This window comes from Terrabacter sp. MAHUQ-38 (assembly GCF_014518425.1).
Lineage (GTDB): Bacteria > Actinomycetota > Actinomycetes > Actinomycetales > Dermatophilaceae > Terrabacter.
This window is the reverse complement of the sequence record NZ_JACVCU010000005.1, coordinates 37,355-54,510: the sequence shown is the minus strand read 5'-3', so window position 1 is coordinate 54,510 and position 17,156 is coordinate 37,355. Positions and strand designations below refer to the sequence as shown.

16 protein-coding genes are annotated in these 17,156 nt (G+C 72.1%); 1 reads left to right on the top strand and 15 read right to left on the bottom strand.

Translation table 11 applies throughout. The annotated features are described in order from the left end of the window. Positions 1–2: 2 nt before the first annotated feature. From H9I49_RS18285 to efp, 5 genes are all read right to left on the bottom strand, one after another. Complete coding sequence (locus H9I49_RS18285; protein ID WP_188031837.1) at positions 3–1,340, bottom strand: dihydroorotase; 1,338 nt, start codon at positions 1,338–1,340, stop codon at positions 3–5. Next, a complete protein-coding gene (locus H9I49_RS18280) occupies positions 1,337–2,356 on the bottom strand; it encodes an aspartate carbamoyltransferase catalytic subunit (protein ID WP_188031836.1) in 1,020 nt (339 codons plus the stop codon). Before H9I49_RS18280 ends, H9I49_RS18285 begins: the two co-directional genes overlap by 4 nt. Then, entirely contained in the window at positions 2,353–2,955 is a 603-nt protein-coding gene (gene pyrR / locus H9I49_RS18275) for a bifunctional pyr operon transcriptional regulator/uracil phosphoribosyltransferase PyrR (protein WP_188031835.1), read from the bottom strand. The genes H9I49_RS18280 and pyrR overlap by 4 nt, the downstream gene beginning before the upstream one ends. 233 nt (positions 2,956–3,188) lie before the next feature. Beyond that, positions 3,189–3,602, bottom strand: a complete 414-nt coding sequence (gene nusB / locus H9I49_RS18270) for a transcription antitermination factor NusB (RefSeq protein ID WP_188031834.1) — start codon at positions 3,600–3,602, stop codon at positions 3,189–3,191. 16 nt (positions 3,603–3,618) lie between these two features. Continuing rightward, the gene (gene efp, locus H9I49_RS18265) at positions 3,619–4,182 is read right to left on the bottom strand and encodes an elongation factor P (protein WP_188031833.1); all 564 of its coding nucleotides are present in this window, start codon (positions 4,180–4,182) and stop codon (positions 3,619–3,621) included. Between the two features lie 276 nt (positions 4,183–4,458). On the opposite strand from efp, the gene H9I49_RS18260 reads away from it, so the two are divergent. Next, positions 4,459–6,504 (top strand): AAA family ATPase, encoded by a 2,046-nt coding sequence (locus H9I49_RS18260; protein WP_188031832.1) that lies wholly within the window; start codon positions 4,459–4,461, stop codon positions 6,502–6,504. Positions 6,505–6,587: 83 nt separating this feature from the next. Here the strand turns inward: H9I49_RS18260 and H9I49_RS18255 are convergent, their stop codons facing one another. The 10 genes from H9I49_RS18255 to alaS form a co-directional block, all read right to left on the bottom strand. Further along, positions 6,588–7,487, bottom strand: a complete 900-nt coding sequence (locus H9I49_RS18255) for an intradiol ring-cleavage dioxygenase (RefSeq protein ID WP_188031831.1) — start codon at positions 7,485–7,487, stop codon at positions 6,588–6,590. A 113-nt stretch (positions 7,488–7,600) separates the two neighbouring features. Further along, on the bottom strand, positions 7,601–8,038 hold the full coding sequence (gene aroQ, locus H9I49_RS18250) for a type II 3-dehydroquinate dehydratase (protein WP_188031830.1): 438 nt from the start codon (positions 8,036–8,038) through the stop codon (positions 7,601–7,603). A 10-nt stretch (positions 8,039–8,048) separates the two neighbouring features. Continuing rightward, positions 8,049–9,176 (bottom strand): 3-dehydroquinate synthase, encoded by a 1,128-nt coding sequence (gene aroB / locus H9I49_RS18245; RefSeq protein WP_370587647.1) that lies wholly within the window; start codon positions 9,174–9,176, stop codon positions 8,049–8,051. Then, positions 9,173–9,703, bottom strand: a complete 531-nt coding sequence (locus H9I49_RS18240; protein ID WP_188031829.1) for a shikimate kinase — start codon at positions 9,701–9,703, stop codon at positions 9,173–9,175. Before H9I49_RS18240 ends, aroB begins: the two co-directional genes overlap by 4 nt. After that, positions 9,700–10,920 (bottom strand): chorismate synthase, encoded by a 1,221-nt coding sequence (gene aroC, locus H9I49_RS18235; protein ID WP_188031828.1) that lies wholly within the window; start codon positions 10,918–10,920, stop codon positions 9,700–9,702. Before aroC ends, H9I49_RS18240 begins: the two co-directional genes overlap by 4 nt. 72 nt (positions 10,921–10,992) lie before the next feature. Then, positions 10,993–11,706, bottom strand: coding sequence for an A24 family peptidase (locus H9I49_RS18230; RefSeq protein WP_188031827.1), 714 nt, complete (start codon positions 11,704–11,706; stop codon positions 10,993–10,995). Continuing rightward, the gene (locus tag H9I49_RS18225) at positions 11,703–12,593 is read right to left on the bottom strand and encodes a shikimate dehydrogenase (RefSeq protein ID WP_370587646.1); all 891 of its coding nucleotides are present in this window, start codon (positions 12,591–12,593) and stop codon (positions 11,703–11,705) included. The genes H9I49_RS18230 and H9I49_RS18225 overlap by 4 nt, the downstream gene beginning before the upstream one ends. Further along, positions 12,587–13,810, bottom strand: a complete 1,224-nt coding sequence (gene mltG / locus H9I49_RS18220) for an endolytic transglycosylase MltG (protein ID WP_188031826.1) — start codon at positions 13,808–13,810, stop codon at positions 12,587–12,589. The genes H9I49_RS18225 and mltG overlap by 7 nt, the downstream gene beginning before the upstream one ends. Then, on the bottom strand, positions 13,807–14,316 hold the full coding sequence (ruvX, locus tag H9I49_RS18215; protein ID WP_370587645.1) for a Holliday junction resolvase RuvX: 510 nt from the start codon (positions 14,314–14,316) through the stop codon (positions 13,807–13,809). The genes mltG and ruvX overlap by 4 nt, the downstream gene beginning before the upstream one ends. Then, the gene (gene alaS / locus H9I49_RS18210) at positions 14,313–16,985 is read right to left on the bottom strand and encodes an alanine--tRNA ligase (protein WP_188031825.1); all 2,673 of its coding nucleotides are present in this window, start codon (positions 16,983–16,985) and stop codon (positions 14,313–14,315) included. The genes ruvX and alaS overlap by 4 nt, the downstream gene beginning before the upstream one ends. Between the last annotated feature and the right edge of the window lie 171 nt (positions 16,986–17,156).

Below are 17,156 nucleotides of genomic sequence, written 5' to 3'. Positions count from 1 at the left end.
CGTCACAGGTCTGCCCCTGAGGTCGTCGCGTTCGTCAGTTCTCGTCGGGTGCCCGCGCCGTTGCGGACGTCGTGGGTGACGCGCCCGGCGAAGACCGTCGCCAGGACGGCTCCTTGCAGGGTGCGCCCGTGCCACGGGTTGTTGCGCGAGCGGCTGCGGCTCGCGGCGGCGTCGACCGTGACCTCGCGGTCGGGGTCGACGAGGGTCACGTGGGCCGGGCTGCCGACGGCAAGGCCCTGCCCCTGGTCGGACAGCCCGCCGATGCGGGCCGGCGCGGTCGACATGACGCGCGCCACGTCGGACCAGGCGAGCCGGCCCGGCTGCACGAGCACGTCGCTCACGACCGACAGCGCCGTCTCGAGCCCGAGCATGCCGAACGCCGCGTCGACGAAGGCGTGCTCCTTGTCGTGCCGGGCGTGGGGTGCGTGGTCGGTGGCGACGGCGTCGATGGTCCCGTCGACGAGGGCCTCCCGGAGTGCCTCGACGTCCTCGGCCGGGCGCAGCGGCGGGTTGACCTTGTAGACGGGGTCGTAGCCCGCCAGCAGGTCGGTCGTGAGGACCAGGTGGTGAGGCGTGACCTCGGCCGTGACCGCGATGCCCTGCGCCTTGGCCCATCGGAGCACCTCGACCGTGCCGGCCGTCGACACGTGCGCGACGTGGACGCGCGAGCCGGTGTGCCGGGCGAGCATGACGTCGCGGGCCACGATCGACTCCTCGGCGATGCCGGGCCAGCCGGGGAGTCCCAGGCGACCCGAGACCTCCCCCTCGTGGCAGCAGGCCTCACGGCCGGCGAGGCGCGGGTCCTGCGCGTGCTGGCTGATGACGCCGCCGAATGGCTTGACGTACTCGAGCGCGCGCCGCATGATCCGCGCGTCGTGGACGCAGTGGCCGTCGTCGCTGAAGACGCGGACCTTCGCGCGGGAGCGCGCCATGAGGCCGAGCTCCGCGAGCTCGGCGCCCTCGAGGCCCTTCGTCACGGCGCCGACCGGGACCACCTCGGTGAGCCCGCAGGCATGCCCGAGGTCGTGCACGCGTTCGGCCGCCTCTGCGGTGTCGGTGACGGGGTTGGTGTTGGCCATCGCGAAGACGGCCGTGAAGCCGCCGGCGGCGGCCGCGGCCGAACCGGTCGCGATCGTCTCGGCGTCCTCGCGACCCGGCTCGCGGAGGTGCACGTGCAGGTCGACGAGGCCCGGCAGCGCCACGAGCCCGTCGGCGTCCAGCACATCGGCGTCGCGCGGCACGGAGACCGAGCCGACCTCGGTGATGACGCCGTCCTCGACGAGCAGGTCGGCAGCCTGGGCACCGAGCAGGCGGGCGCCACGGATCACGAGGCGGTTCATCGGGCGGCTCCTTCGGTCGTGCGGCTGGTCGGGGCCGAGCTCGCGTCGGGGGAGGTGGCCGCCGGCGCGGGAGTGTCGTCACCCGCGAGCAGGTGGTACAGCACGGCCATGCGGACCGCGACGCCCGCCGAGACCTGGTCGAGGACGACGGACTGCGGCGCGTCGGCCGCCTCGGGCGCGATCTCGAGCCCGCGGTTCATCGGACCGGGGTGGAGCACCAGGACGTCCTCGTTGCGCGCGACGAGCCGGTCGAGCCGGTCGCGGGTCAGGCCGTAACCGACGGTGTACTCGCGGGGTGTCGGGAAGAACCCGCCGCTCATCCGCTCGCGCTGGACCCGGAGCATCATCACGGCGTCGACGGGGTCGTCGCCGTCGAGGACGGCGTCGAGGTCCCAGCTCGTGGCGAAGCCGTCGGCCTCGCTCCACGCCGCGATGCCGCTGGGCATGAGCGTCGGCGGGGCGACGACGGTCACGCGGGCGCCGAGCGTCTTGAGCGTGATGACGTTGCTGCGGAAGACCCGCGAGTGGGTCAGGTCGCCGACGATGACGACGTGCCTGCCGTCGAGGTCACCGAGGCGCGTTCGGAGGGTGTACGCATCCAGCAGCGCCTGCGTCGGGTGCTCGTGCGTGCCGTCGCCGGCGTTGATGACGCTGCACCGCACCCACTTGGCGACCTGGTGGCACGCGCCGGACGCGTTGTGCCGGATGACGAGCGCGTCCACGGCCATGGCGTCGATCGTCATCGCCGTGTCACGCAGGCTCTCGCCCTTGCTCGTCGAGGAGCCCTTGGCCGAGAGGTTGATCGTGTCGGCCGACATCCACTTGCCCGCGATCTCGAACGAGCTGCGGGTGCGGGTCGAGTCCTCGAAGAAGAAGTTGATGACGGTGCGGCCACGCAGGGTCGGCACCTTCTTGACCTCGCGCCGCTGCAGGTCGTGCATCGAGGCCGCGGTCTCGAGGATGTCCTCGACGTCGCGGCGGGTCAGGTCGGCGGACGAGATGAGATGGCGGGTCATCGGGACTCACCCCCGCTGATGCGCACGACCTCGAGGCCGTCGACCTCGGCGACCCGGACGTGGACGCGCTCGTCGCGCGACGTCGGGAGGTTCTTGCCGACGTGGTCGGCGCGGATGGGCAGCTCGCGGTGGCCACGGTCGACGAGCACGGCAAGGCGTACGGCGCGGGGTCGGCCGAGCTCCGAGAGCGCGTCGAGCGCGGCCCGGATGGTGCGGCCCGAGTAGAGGACGTCGTCGACGAGGACGACGACGCGGTCGTCGATGCCGCCGTCGGGGATGCGGGAGCGGTGGGCCGCGCGCACGGGGTTGCGGCGCAGGTCGTCGCGGTGCAGCGTGATGTCGAGCTCGCCGACCGGGACCGCGTGTCCTTCGACGTCCTCGATGCACGCGGCGAGGCGGCGGGCGAGCGGGACGCCGCGCGAGGGGATGCCGAGCAGGACGAGACCCTCGCTGCCCTTGTTGCGCTCGAGGATCTCGTGACCGATGCGCCGCAGCGCCCGGGAGATGTCCCCTTCGCTCATGACGTCGCGAGCGTCCTCGGGGATGCTCGAGCGGTCGTCGGATGACTGGGTGGGTGCGCTCAGGTCAGGGCAGGCCATCGCCGCTGGACCTCCTTCCCCGCCTCACAGGACGGTGGTTAAAGGATGTCTTCGCGAGGGAGTCTAACGCGGCCCGGCTCCGCTCCTGACACGGGTCCGCGCCTCGGCCCGTCGCACCCGAACCGTACGAAGCCACCCGGAACGCACGAAGCCACCCGGAACGCACGAAGCCACCCGCGCGGGGGTGGCTTCGTTCCATGCTGGTGTCGCGGGGAGGCGGCATGCCCGTCGGACTAGACGATGGTCGCCTTGACCTCGGCCAGCCGGGCCAGCAGCCCGTTGACGAACCCCGGGGACTCGTCGGTCGACAGGTCGGTCGCGAGCGCCACGGCCTCGGAGATCGCGACGGCGTCGGGGATCTCGTCGTTCCAGAGGACCTCCCACGCGCCGAGCCGCAGCACCGCACGGTCGACGGCCGGCATCCGGTCGAGGGTCCAGCCCTGGCTGTAGTCGGTCAGCGCCGCGTTGATGTCGTTCCACCTGGCGACCACGCCGCGCACCAGGTCCGCGGTGTAGGGGTTGTTCGCGGCTCTCGACTCGCGGTCGAGCAGGCGCTCGTCGAGGAGCGTCTCGGCGTTCATGCCGCGCTGGTCCGCCTCGAAGAGGATGTCGAGGGCCCGCGAACGGGCCTTGCTGCGTGCTGCCAAGGGAGTTCGCGTCCGCTCAGTCGTTGACGCGGCCGAGGTACGACCCGTCGCGCGTGTCGACCTTGACGCGCGTGCCGCTCTCGAGGAAGAGCGGCACGTTGATCTGGGCACCGGTCTCGAGCGTGGCCGGCTTGGTGCCGCCGGTCGAGCGGTCGCCCTGCAGGCCCGGTTCGGTGTGCGTGATCTCGAGGACGACCGACGCGGGCAGCTCGACGTAGAGCGGCAGCCCCTCGTTCGTGGCGACGATGGCGTTCTGGTTCTCGAGCAGGTAGTTCGCGGCGTCACCGACGACGGTCTCCGACACGTGGAGCTGGTCGTAGGTGTCGATGTCCATGAAGACGAAGTCGGTACCGTCCTTGTAGAGGTACTGCATCGTGCGCTTGTCGACGTTGCTCGTCTCCACCTTGGTGCCGGCGTTGAACGTCTTGTCGACGACCTTGCCGGAGAGGACGGCCTTGAGCTTGGTGCGCACGAAGGCGGGGCCCTTGCCGGGCTTCACGTGCTGGAACTCGACGACGGACCAGAGCTGTCCCTCGATGTTGAGCACCATGCCGTTCTTCAGGTCGTTGGTCGTAGCCATCGTTTCTGAACCACTTTCGTATGCCGGTCGGCCGCGGGCGTGACGATCTGCACGCCGGGGACCGGACGTTCGCTGTCTGGGGGAGTTTGCCGCGCAAGTCTAGCCGCGCGGGCCGCTGAACGCGGAATCGCCGGGCGCCGCGCCCCCACGACGCCGGTGTACGCTGGCCCGTTCCCCCCATCCCCGCAACACACCGAGCAACCGACAGCACACCGGCGTCCGACCCCGGTGGGTTGTGAGTTGCTCGGTGTGTTGCGATGCAGAAAGGCCTTTCGCGTGCCCGCGCCCGACACCGCTCTCGCCGCCGAGCTCGCCCGGGAGCAGGCCTACCTCGAGGATGCTCGCGAGCAGCTCGGCCGGATGCGTCGGCTCGCCGAGTCGCTCGACGCGTCGAAGGCCAGTGACGCCGTCTCGGGCGAGGTCCTCGGCTGGGTGCTCGCACGTCGCATCGCCTCGCTGCAGGACGACCCGCGGACCACGCTCTTCTTCGGCCGCATCGACCTCGACCCTCCGGGCGGACCGGCCGAGCGCTTCCACATCGGCCGGCGTCACGTGTCCGACGAAGCGGGCGACCCGGTCGTCGTCGACTGGCGTGCGCCGATCTCCACGGCGTTCTACCGGGCGTCGCGGCTCGATCCGATGGACGTCGTGCTCCGCCGCCGGTTCGGCGTCGACCGTGGTCGCCTCACCGCCCTCGAGGACGAGCACCTGCGCGAGCCGCAGGTGTCGGACGACGCGACGACCGGGTCCCTGCTCGCCGCAGAGATCGAACGGCCGCGTACCGGCCCGATGCGCGACATCGTCTCGACGATCCAGCCCGAGCAGGACGAGATCGTGCGCAGCGACGTCGCCGTCAGCGTGTGCGTCCAGGGCGCACCGGGCACCGGCAAGACGGCGGTCGGCCTGCACCGAGCGGCCTGGCTGCTCTACTCCTTCCGGGACCGCCTCGACCGCTCGGGCGTTCTCGTCGTCGGACCGAACCGGGCCTTCCTCGACCACATCGGAGCGGTCCTCCCGTCGCTCGGCGAGGTCCGCGTCGGTCACGCGACGATCGAGACGCTCCTCGACCACGGGCGCGTGCGCGCGGACGAGCCCGCCGACGTCGCGACCCTCAAGGGCGACCCGCGCCTCGCCACGGTGCTGCGTCGTGCCGTCTGGTCGCAGGTCGCGCGTCCCACGGAGGCGCTCGTGGTGCCGCGCGGCGTGCGCAGGTGGCGCGTGCCGGCATACGAGGTGCAGGTGATCCTCGACGAGCTCGGGGCCCGCGGCGTGCGCTACTCCGCCGCGCGCGACCTGCTCCCCCAGCGTCTCGCCCACCACGTGCTGCTCGAGATGGAGCGCGCCGGGGAGGCGCCGGACGACCGCGTCCAGGACGCCGTGGCGAAGTCGCCGGCCGTGAAGGCGTACGTCAGGTCGGTCTGGCCCGCGCTCGACCCGCAGGCCGTCCTGCACCGCCTCTGGTCCGACCCCGACGCGCTTCGCGCCGCTGCGTGCGACGATCTCAGTGCCGACGAGCAGGCGATGCTCTTGTGGCACAAGCCCGCTCGCACCAAGGGAGCGGCCCGATGGTCACGGGCAGACATGGCGCTGCTCGACGAGCTCGACGACCTCCTGCGCCGAGTGCCGAGCCTCGGGCACGTCGTGCTCGACGAGGCGCAGGACCTCTCCCCCATGCAGCTGCGCGCGGTGGGCCGGCGCGCCTCCACGGGGTCGGTAACCGTGCTCGGCGACATCGCACAGGGCACGACGCCATGGGCGACGGCATCGTGGGAGGAGGCGATGCGCCACCTCGGGAAGGACGACCACGACCTCGTCGTGCTCGACCGCGGGTTCCGCGTGCCGGCCGTCGTCATCGAGTACGCCGCCAGGCTGCTGCCCGCCATGGCCCCCGGTCTCGGAGCGCCCGTGTCGGTGCGCGACAACCCGGGCCGCCTCGAGCTGCGGCCGGCGGACCCGGGATCGCTGGAGGCGGTGGTGGTCCGTGCCGTGGAGGCGGCAGCGGCCACGCCGGGGTCGGTGGGCGTCATCGCGCCGGACGCGATGGTCGGGACGGTCTGCGCCGCACTCACGTCGGCCTCGGTGTCGCACGGCCGGCTCGACGTCGACCACGGCGACGACGAGGACCACCAGGTCGAGGTCGTGCCCGCTACCGTCGCGAAGGGTCTGGAGTTCGACCGGACGGTCGTCGTCGAGCCCGCTGCCATCGCGAGGGCCGAACCCGACGAGCGCACCGGCCTGCGCCGCCTCTACATCGTGCTGACCCGCGCCGTGTCGGAGCTGACGATCGTGCACGCCGAACCCCTGCCGAGCGCCCTCACCTGAGGTGCCCACGGTGGAAGGTGCCCACTCGACGCAGGCCACTCCCCCTCCCCCGTCGAGTGGGCACCTTCCACCGTGAGCTGGACTCAGACGCCGATGGTCAGCGCTGCGGTGTAGCCGGACGAGACGCTGCCCGACATCGTCGCGAGCTGGTGCACGCCGGCGTCGTCGCCGAACACGTTGTCACGTTCGAGGCTCACCTGCGACAGGTTGCCGACGCTCTGCTCGTAGCCGCTCGTGGCGTAGACCGTCTCGCAGGCCGCCCTGGGCAGCGCGATCTGCGACGTCTTGACGATCGGCCCGCTCGACGTGGCGTCGGCGACCTTCTCGTAGACCTCGAAGTGGATGTGCGGCCAGCGGCCCGCGTAGCAGGCCGGGAAGATCGAGCTGAACGTCGCGGTGCCGGACTCGTCGGTGGCCTGCACACCGCGCAGGTAGTTCTCGTCCTCCACGCCCTGGCTGTACATCGAGTACCTGCCCTCACGGTCGCAGTGCCACGCATAGACGGCGGCCCCGACGAGGGCCGAGCTCGAGGAGAGGTCCTTGACCGTGAGCTTGATCGTCAGCGGGACGCCCTCGGCCGTCGTCGTCGAGGTGCCGAAGCTGCTGCGGATGTCCTGGCGCACGATGCCGGAGTCGTCGAGCGCGTTCTGCCCGTTCGAGCCGTCACCGGGGTACGGGCCGGCCGTCTCGTCCGGCGCCTCGACGAGGTTGCCGTCGGCAGCGGCGGACGTCGTCGACGTGGCCGAGGTCGCTGCGGTCGTCGTGGCGCTCGATGCAGCAGCGGTGGAGGTGCTGCCGGTCGTGGCCGGGGAGCCGCTGCTGCACGCGGCGAGGGCACCGGCCACACCGAGGCCACCGAACAGGATCAGCGCCCGGCGGCGGTCCACCAACGTCTGGATGTCGAAGACGAGACCGCGGTCGTGGTCCTCGATCTCGTTGCCGTTCTCGTCGAGCCACTCGCGCTCGGACGTGCTGGGTGCCATCGTCGTGCCTTCCGTCGCGGGGCCGGGCCAGCCCCTCCTGAGAGGAGTCTGGGTGGCGCGGCCATGCAGCTTCGGTGCGACTGCTGTGCGCGTCCTGTGCCTGCGGGCGGACCTCAGACGAGGGCGCGCAGGGCCAGCAGGTACGACTGCAGCCCGAACCCCGCGATGGTCCCGGTCGCGACACCTGCCACGACCGAGGTGTGCCGGAACTCCTCGCGCGCGGCAGGGTTGGACAGGTGCACCTCGACGAGGCTGCGGCCGCTCGTCGTGACGATCGCGCAGGCGTCGCGGACGGCATACGAGTAGTGGGTGAAGGCTCCCGGGTTGAGCACGACGTCGGCCCCGGTGTCGACGGCCTCGTGGAGCCAGTCGACGAGCTCGCCCTCGTGGTTGGTCTGGCGGCAGTCGGCGACGAGGCCGAGGTCACGAGCCTCGCGGACGACGGCGACGTGGATGTCGTCGAGCGTGTCGGAGCCGTAGACCTCTGGCTCACGCGTGCCGAGACGGTTGAGGTTGGGGCCCGAAAGGACGAAGACCGTGGGTGCCGTCATGGCCGCGAGTCTAGTGAGCGGGAGCCGTGACGGCCCGGGACACGAGGCCGTATGCCGCCTGGAGCAGCACGTCGTCCGGGCCGGCCAGGCGGGTGGGCCTGGCGAGGTCGTCGAGCACGACGAAGCGCAGCGTCGAGCCCCGCGACTTCTTGTCGCGGCGCATCGCGGTCAACAGCTCGTCCCAGCGACCCGGGGTGTACGTCGTGGGCAGGCCGAGCGACTCGAGCACGGCGCGGTGCCGGGCCACGAGCGCGTCACCGTCCGGGCCTGCGAGGTGTCCGGTGAGGCGGGCCAGCTCGGCCACGTAGACCATGCCGACGCTGACCGCCTCGCCGTGTCGCCAGGAGTACTGCTCGACCTGCTCGATCGCGTGGGCGAACGTGTGGCCGTAGTTGAGGATCTCGCGCAGCGAGCTCTCGCGAAGGTCCGCGGCGACGACGTCGGCCTTGACCCGGATCGCGCGCTCGATGAGCTCTCGCAGGTGCGGGTTGTCGGCGCTGCGAGCGGTGTCGGGGTCGGCGGCGACCGACGCCTCGACGAGGTCGAGGATGGCGGGGTCGGCGATGAAGCCGCACTTGACGACCTCGGCGAGGCCTGCGACGAGGTCGGCCTGCGGCAGGGTGACGAGGACGTCGACGTCGCAGAGCACACCCGCAGGCGGGTGGAAGGCACCCACGAGGTTCTTGCCCTCCGGGGTGTTGATGCCCGTCTTGCCACCGACCGCTGCGTCGACCATGCCGAGGAGCGTCGTCGGCACCTGCACGACCTTGACACCACGCAGCCACGACGCGGCCACGAAGCCGGCGAGGTCGGTGACGGTGCCGCCACCCACGCCGACGACGGCGTCGGTGCGGGTGAAGCCGGCGCGGCCCAGGACGCCCCAGAGCTCGGCTGCGACGCCGGCGGTCTTCGCTGCCTCGGCGTCGGGCACCTCCGCGACGTGGACGGCATACCCCTTGGCCTCGAGCGCGCCGGTGACCCGGCCGGTGAGGGCGGCCAGGGTGGGCGGGTGCACGACGAGCACTCGCGCGACGTCGGCGCCGAGCAGGTCGGTGACCCTCTCGAGGACGCCGGCGCCGATGACGACGTCGTAGTCGCCTCCGACGGAGATCGTGGTCGGCAGGGTGCGGTCGGTCACGCGCGGGCCTCCTCGAGCTCGGCGACGACGACGTCGGCGACCTCGTCGGCGGTGCGGCCGGCGGTGTCGACACGCAGCGTCGCGACCCGCTCGTAGATCGGGCGGCGCTGGTTCATCATCGCGACCCACGAGGCCCGTGGGTTCACCGACAGCAGCGGACGCGAGCGGTCGAAGCCGATGCGCTTGCTCGCGTCGGCGATCGCGACGTCGAGGAACACGACGACGTGTCCGGCCAGCGCCTGCTCGGTGAGCGGGTCCATGACAGCGCCCCCGCCGAGCGACACGACGCCGGTCTCCTCGGCGAGCGAGCGGGCGACCTCGACGCGCTCGAGGTCGCGGAAGAAGGCCTCGCCGTCGTCGACGAAGATGTCGGAGATGGGGCGGCCCTGCGTCGCCTCGATGGCGGCGTCGACGTCGTGGAAGCCGACGCCCAGGCGTGCGGCGAGCGCCTTCCCGACGGTCGTCTTGCCTGCCCCGGGCGGTCCGACGACGACGGCGACGGGCCGTGTGCGGGGTGCGGCGTTCACCACGTGCGCAGCCCCTCGCGGATGCCCTCGAGGTATGCCGTGTGGTTGCGGGCCGTCTCGGTGACGGAGTCGCCCCCGAACTTCTCGAGGCAGGCCTGCGCCAGGACGAGCGCGACCATGGCCTCGGCGACGACGCCGGCTGCCGGCACGGCGCACACGTCCGAACGCTGGTGGATGGCCGTCGCGGCCTCGCCCGTGGCCACATCGACGGTCGACAGGGCCCTGGGCACGGTGCTGATCGGCTTCATCGCGGCGCGCACGCGGAGCACCTGGCCCGTCGACATGCCGCCCTCGGTGCCGCCGGCGCGACCCGTGCGGCGGGTGATGACTCCGTCGACGAGCTCCATCTCGTCGTGCGCCTGCGAGCCGCGCCGCCGAGCGGTCTCGAAGCCGTCGCCGACCTCGACGCCCTTGATCGCCTGGATGCTCATGAGCGCCTGTGCGAGCTGCGCGTCGAGCTTGCGGTCCCAGTGGACGTGCGAGCCCAGACCCGGCGGCAGCCCGTAGGCCAGCACCTCGACGACGCCACCGAGCGTGTCACCGTCCTTCTTCGCGGCATCGACCTCGGCGACCATCGCGGCCGACCCCTCGGCGTCGAAGGCGCGCACGGGGTCGGCGTCGAGGCGCTCGAGGTCGTCGGGCGTCGGCAGCTCGGCGCCGGAACCCACCGACGCGGTGCCGATCGCCACCGTGTGCGACACGAGACGGATGCCGTAGGCCTGCTCGAGGAAGCGCGCCGCCACCTCGCCGAGCGCGACGCGGGCCGCGGTCTCGCGGGCCGACGCCCGCTCGAGGACGGGGCGGGCGTCCTCGTGGCCGTACTTCTGCATGCCGACGAGGTCGGCGTGACCGGGACGCGGCCGCGTGAGCGGCTTGTTGCGCGCGACCTCCTTCTCGGCGTTGACGTCGTCGGACGCGGCATACGCCTCGTCGGTGACCGCCTCCGGGCTCATCACGGTCGTCCACTTCGGCCACTCGCTGTTGCCGATGCGGACCGCGATCGGCGAGCCGATGGTCACCCCGTGGCGCAGCCCGCCGAGGAACTCGACCTCGTCCTGCTCGAACTTCATCCGGGCGCCGCGACCGTAGCCGAGGCGGCGGCGGGCCAGGGCGGCCTGCAGGTCCTTCGCGCCGACCTCGACTCCTGCCGGGAGGCCCTCGATCATGGCGACGAGTGCGGGCCCGTGCGACTCACCGGCCGTCAACCAACGCAACATGCCTCGATCCTCCCATGCGTGCCGGAGGCGGACCTGACCCGCCCGCTCCGCGGGACCACCCGACCCAGGCGCTCAGTAGAGCGGCCGCACCTGCACGACGAGCGCGACGAGGAGGCCGACGAGCATCCACGGCCCGAACGCGATGTCGTCCTTGCGCGTGCCCCGCCGCAGCACGAGGCGCGCGAGGCCGTAGATGCCCGCGAGGATGAACGCGGCGTACGACGCGACGAGCGTCGTCGAGACGCTGACGTAGCCGGTGGCGAGGCCGACGAGTCCGGCGAGCGTGACGTCACCGAAGCCGAAGCCGCTGCCGAGCAGCGCCGCCACGAGGGCGAGCACGAAGTAGATGCCCCACAGCACGGCACCGGCGATCGCGGCCCGCCGCAGGGCCTCCCAGTCGCCGGAGGCGAGGGAGGCGATCGCCAGCTGGCCGACGAGCATGGGGTATGCCGGCCGCGTCAGCCCGCGTGGGAGGCGGTGCACGTCGGCGTCGATCCAGGCCAGTGCGACCGCCACGAAGGCGAAGCCGAGGTAGGCGGGCGCGAGCGCCCAGTCCGAGAGCGGCCCGAAGCGCCAGGCGAACAGCGCCCAGAGCACGGCCAGCACCACGGGCAGGGACGTCGACGGCACCCGCGGCAGCGGCCCGGTCTCGTCGTCGACCCGGTAGCCGCCCGTGGCGAGCCGGCGCCGGAGCACCTCCCCGACGAGCGCGCCCGCGACGGCGACCAGCACGACGAACCACCACGGCGCCCCCGGCGCCTGGACCCACGTCACCGGCAGGATCACCGGGCGCGGTCCGTCAGGGCGTCGCGGAGCGCCGAGGCCATCGCCCGCAGGGGTGCGGGCTGCCCGGTCATGAGGCGCACCTGCTCGGTGGCCTGGTGAAGCAGCATGTCGGTGCCCTCGGCGATGCCCCACCCGCGCGCGCGGGCCGCGTCCTGGAGCGGGGTCGTGCCCGACCCGTAGACGACGTCGAGGACGACGGGAGGCCGGGCCCCGGTCACCGCGGGGAGGAGCTGGAGTGCCGGCACCGAGGCCGGGGGCACCGTGCTCACGACGGCGTCAACGCCGGTCGCCGCAGACCAGTCCCCCATCGCGACGACCTCGACGCGCAGCCCGGCCGCCTCGGCCTGTGCCATGGTCTCGGGCCGTGCGCGGTCGCGGACCATGAGCACCACCCGGGCCTGCGGAGCGGTGACGGCCGCCAGGGCCGAGCGGGCCGTCGCCCCGGAGCCGACGACGAGCAGGCTCGAGAGCTCCACGCAGCCGGCGACGCGCAGGGCCATCGTGATGCCGTGGACGTCGGTGTTGTGGGCGGTCCATCTCGATGCGTCGTCCGCGTCGCGGACGAGCGTGTTGGCTGCCCCGGTGGCGGCCGCCGTGGGGCTGACCGTGCCCGCGGCGGCCAGGGCGACCTCCTTGAGCGGCATCGTGAGCGAGAGCCCGCGCCACGTCTCGTCCAGGTCCGCGAAGGCCTGCGCGAACGTCGTCGTGTCCACCTCGCGTCGGCCGTAGGCCCAGTCCTCCAGACCGAGAGCGGCGTAGGCGGCGCGGTGCAGCACCGGTGAGAGGGAGTGCTCGATGGGGCTGCCCCACACGGCGCAGCGGTGCGCGATGCGAAGCACGTCGCGCGGCCCCCCGTCTCGGCTGTCCCCCGGTTCGCCGGTCAGCACTTGCCCTTGTTGTCGGAGCACCACTGCCGGAACTCCGCGACATAGCGCTGGTGCTCCTCGTAGGTCGCGGCGAACTTCGTCGCACCGGTGTCGAGGTTGACCGTCACGAAGTAGAGCCAGCTGCCGGGGGCGGGGCCGGCCGCCGCCTTGAGGGCGCTCTCCCCGGGGTTGGAGATCGGGCCGGGCGGCAGGCCCGTGAACCGGCGCGTGTTGTACGGGTTGTCGCTGTCGAGCATCTGCTGCGTCGGCACGCCGCGCTTCTTGAAGATGTAGTTGACCGTCGAGTCCATGCCCAGCGACATCTTCGCGGCGAGGCGGTTCTCGATGACCCGGGCCACCTTGGAGCGGTCACCCTCTGTCTGCGCCTCCCCCTCGACGAGGCTCGCCACCGTGACGACGCGCTCCATCTGGGCGGGCGAGATGCCGAGGGCGTCGAGACGCTTCGTGGACTCGGCGACCATCTGCTTGAGCTGGTCGAGCGCCGTGGCGGTCGGGCCGAACTCGTAGCTCGCGGGGAAAAGGTACCCCTCGATGTTGCCCTTGGCCGACGCCGGCAGGCCGAGGTCTGCGACCTTCTTCGAGGCGGCGGTGTACTGGGCGACGGGGATGCCGGACGACTTCGAGAGGCGGCCGAAGATCTCGGTCGCCCACAGGCCCTCGGGGATGACGACGCGCGTGATCATCCGGTTCTTCGGGTCGACGAGGATCGCCAGGGCGTCCGACGCCTTCATCTGCTTCTTCATCTCGTAGACCCCGGGCTGGATGCCGGCGCTCTTCGGGTCATCGTTGGCGGCCTCGATGAAGGCCTTGCTCGACTTGACGACGTCCTCGTCCACGAGCACCTTCGCGATGGCACTGCCACCGGCCCCCTGCTCGACGGTCACTCGGACCTCGCCGGTGCCGGGGCCGGGGTAGTCGTTCGACTCGAGGAGGCCCTCGACCACGGGGCGCAGCGCCGTGAAGGCCACGGCGACGCCGCCGCCGATGACCGCGAGCGCCAGCACGATGACGAGGATCCGGCGCAGGACCGACGGCTTGCCGCGGCCCGTCGGTGCGGCGCCCGCGGGGCGCCCGCCACGCCTGCCGCGCCTGCGGGCAGCGAGCTCTTGCTCGCGCAGCTCGCGCCGGCTCGTGAGGACCGGGGCGTGCGGGTCCTCGTGGTGCTCCAGGGTGTCTTCGTGGTCGCCGAAGATGGATGTCTCGAGATGGTCCTTCATCGACGACGTTCCTTCTTCCGTTTGCCCCCCGCTGAGACGGTCTCGCCGGGCGGCCTGCCCGACAGCGCCTCCGTGTCGAGGGCCGACTGCAGGATGAGCACGGCTGCGGCCTGGTCGACGACGGCTCGCTGCCCTCGGCCCGGCACTCCACTGTCACGCAGTCTGCGATGCGCGTCCACAGTGGTCAAGCGTTCATCGACCATGCGCACCCCCACCGTACCCAGCCGTCCCGCAAGACGACCGCCGTACTCGCGCGCGATTCGTGCCGCCTCGCCCTCCTGCCCCGAGAGCAGCCGTGGCAGGCCGACGACGACCTCGATCGCCCCCAGCTCGGCCACGAGCGCCACGATGGCCGCGACGTCGGTGTCGGCGTCGGGGTCTCGTGGCAGGGTGCGCACCGGGTGCGCGAACGTCCCGGAGGCGTCCGAGGCGGCGACGCCGACGCGGGCACTGCCCACGTCGACGCCGACGCGTACTCCTGGCCGTCCGGGAGAGCTCAAGGTCACGCGCCCCGGCTGCGCAGCGCGTCCTCGACCGTGCCGAGGGCCGCGGACACCCGGCTCGGGTCGGTGCCGCCGCCCTGGGCGAGGTCGTCCTTGCCGCCGCCGCCACCGCCGAGGGCCCCGGCGGCGGCCTTGACGAACGCGCCCGCCTTGAGACCCGCCTCGCGCGCCCGCTCGTTGGTCGCGACGACGACGACCGGCCGGTCCCCCGACACCGCCGCCATCGAGACGAGGACCGGACGGTCGTTGCCCAGCCGTCCGCGCACGTCGGTGACGAGCTTGCGCAGGTCATCGCCCGTCACGCCGGCACCGGCGTCGTGGCTCACGAACGTCACGCCGCCGATGTCACGTGCCGAGGAGACGAGGCCGGCGGCAGCGCCGAGCACCTGGCTCTGGCGCACGGCGGCGATCTCCTTCTCGGCATCCCTGAGACGACCGAGGATCGCAGCGATGCGGTCTGGCAGCTCGTCGCGGCGCACGCCGAGCGTGTCGGTGAGCTGGCTGACGATCGTGGCCTCGCGGGCGAGGTGCGAGTACGCGTCGGCACCTACGAGGGCCTCGACGCGGCGCACCCCCGAGCCGATCGAGCTCTCACCGAGCAGCTTGACGACGCCGATCTGGCCGACGCGGGGCGTGTGTGTGCCGACGCACAGCTCGCGAGACCACTCGCCGATCGACACGACACGGACCCGCTCGCCGTACTTCTCGCCGAACAGCGCCATCGCGCCGAGCTTCTTCGCGGCGTCGAGGTCCATGATGTCGGCTGTCACGGGGAGGTCGTCGAGCAGCACGGCGTTGATCCGCGCCTCGATCTCGCCCATCGCCGCGGTGGGGACCGCCTGCAGGGACTTGAAGTCGAAGCGGAGACGACCGGGCGAGTTCTCCGAACCTGCCTGGGTCGCCGTGCTGCCGAGCTCGTCGCGCAGCGCCTGGTGCACCATGTGGGTCGCCGTGTGGGCGCGCGAGATCGACCGGCGCCGCACGACGTCGACCTCGGCCTCGGCCTCCTCGCCGACAGCGACGTCGCCCTCGAGCACCGTCGCGCGGTGCACGACGAGCCCGGTGATCGGGCGCTGCACGTCGGAGATCTCGATGAGGGCGCCGTTCGCGAGACGGAGCCGACCGTGGTCGGCCTGCTGTCCACCCGACTCGGCATAGAGGGGCGTGCGGTCGAGCACGAGCTCGATCTGCTCGCCCGGGCCGACCCGGTCGACGACGGCGCCGTCGCGGATGAGTCCGCGCACCCGCGTGTCGGTGACCGTCTGGTCGTAGCCGGTGAACTCGACGTCGCGACCGAGCAGGTCGGACAGCTGGCGGTAGACGCTCGTGTCGCCGTGCGCGGACTTCTTCGCCTTCGCGTCGGCCTTCGCCCGGTCGCGCTGCTGCGCCATGAGCCGGCGGAAACCCGCCTCGTCGACCTGCAGCCCCTGCTCCGCCGCCATCTCGAGCGTGAGGTCGATCGGGAAGCCGTACGTGTCGTGGAGGGCGAACGCCTCCGCGCCGCCGAGCGTGCTCGCCCCCGACGACTTCGCGCGGGCGACCGCCGTGTCGAGGATCGTCGTGCCGGAGCTCAGCGTGCGACGGAACGCGTCCTCCTCGGCGTAGGCGACCTGACCGATCCGGTGGAAGTCGTGCTCGAGCTCGGGGTAGGACGCCTTCATCCGCTCCATGCTGACGGGCAGCAGGTGCTCCAGCGTCGGCGCGTCGACACCCAGCAGGCGCATGGAGCGCACCGCGCGTCGCAGCAGCCGGCGCAGCACGTAGCCGCCGCCCTCGTTGCCCGGCGTGACGCCGTCGCCGATGAGCATGAGCGAGGAGCGCACGTGGTCGGCAATGACGCGGAAGCGCACGTCGTCCTCGTGGTCCGCGCCGTAGCGGCGGCCCGAGAGGTCCTCGGCGGCGGCGATGACGGGGAAGACCTCGTCGATCTCGTAGAGGTTGTCGACGCCCTGGAGCAGGAAGGCGACGCGTTCGAGCCCCATGCCGGTGTCGATGTTGCGCTTGGGCAGCGGGCCGTCGATGTCGAAGTCCTCCTTGGAGCGAACCGCCGAAAGGTCGTCCTGCATGAAGACGAGGTTCCAGAACTCGAGGTAGCGGTCGCCCGCCTCCCAGTCCCGGTCCGCGCCGAACGCCGGGCCGCGGTCGATGAGGATCTCGGAGCACGGGCCGCCCGGGCCCGGCACGCCCATGTTCCAGTAGTTGTCCTTCTTGCCGAGACGGACGATGCGCTCGTCGGGCAGGCCGGCGACGCGCTTCCAGATCGCGATCGCCTCGTCGTCCTCGTGGTACACCGAGGCGTAGAGGTCCTTCTCCTCGAAGCCGTAGCCGCCCTGGTCCTGCGGGCGCGTGACGAGCTCCCAGGCGAGCTCGATCGCACCCTCCTTGAAGTAGTCACCGAAGCTGAAGTTGCCGTTCATCTGGAAGAAGGTGCCGTGGCGCGTGGTCTTGCCGACCTCCTCGATGTCGAGGGTGCGCACGCACTTCTGCACGCTCGTCGCGCGCGTGAACTGCGGGGTCTCCTGGCCGAGGAAGTACGGCTTGAACGGGACCATGCCGGCATTGACGAACAGCAGGTTGGGGTCGTCGTGGACGAGCGGGGCGCTCGGTACGACGGTGTGGCCGCGGCTGCCGAAGTAGGTGAGCCAGCGACGCCTGATCTCAGCGGTTTCCATGAGTAGTCCTTGGGTCGACGGGTGGTCTGCGGGTAGCCCGTCGCACGCGCGACCGGGCCGGCGGGGCGGGGTCAGCCCTGCGCTCACACGGGCGCGGCTGACCCCCGGGGAGCTCGGCTCGCCGGCTGCAGGGTCGGGCGCAGGGTCACCCTGGGTCCCATCTGGGCCACG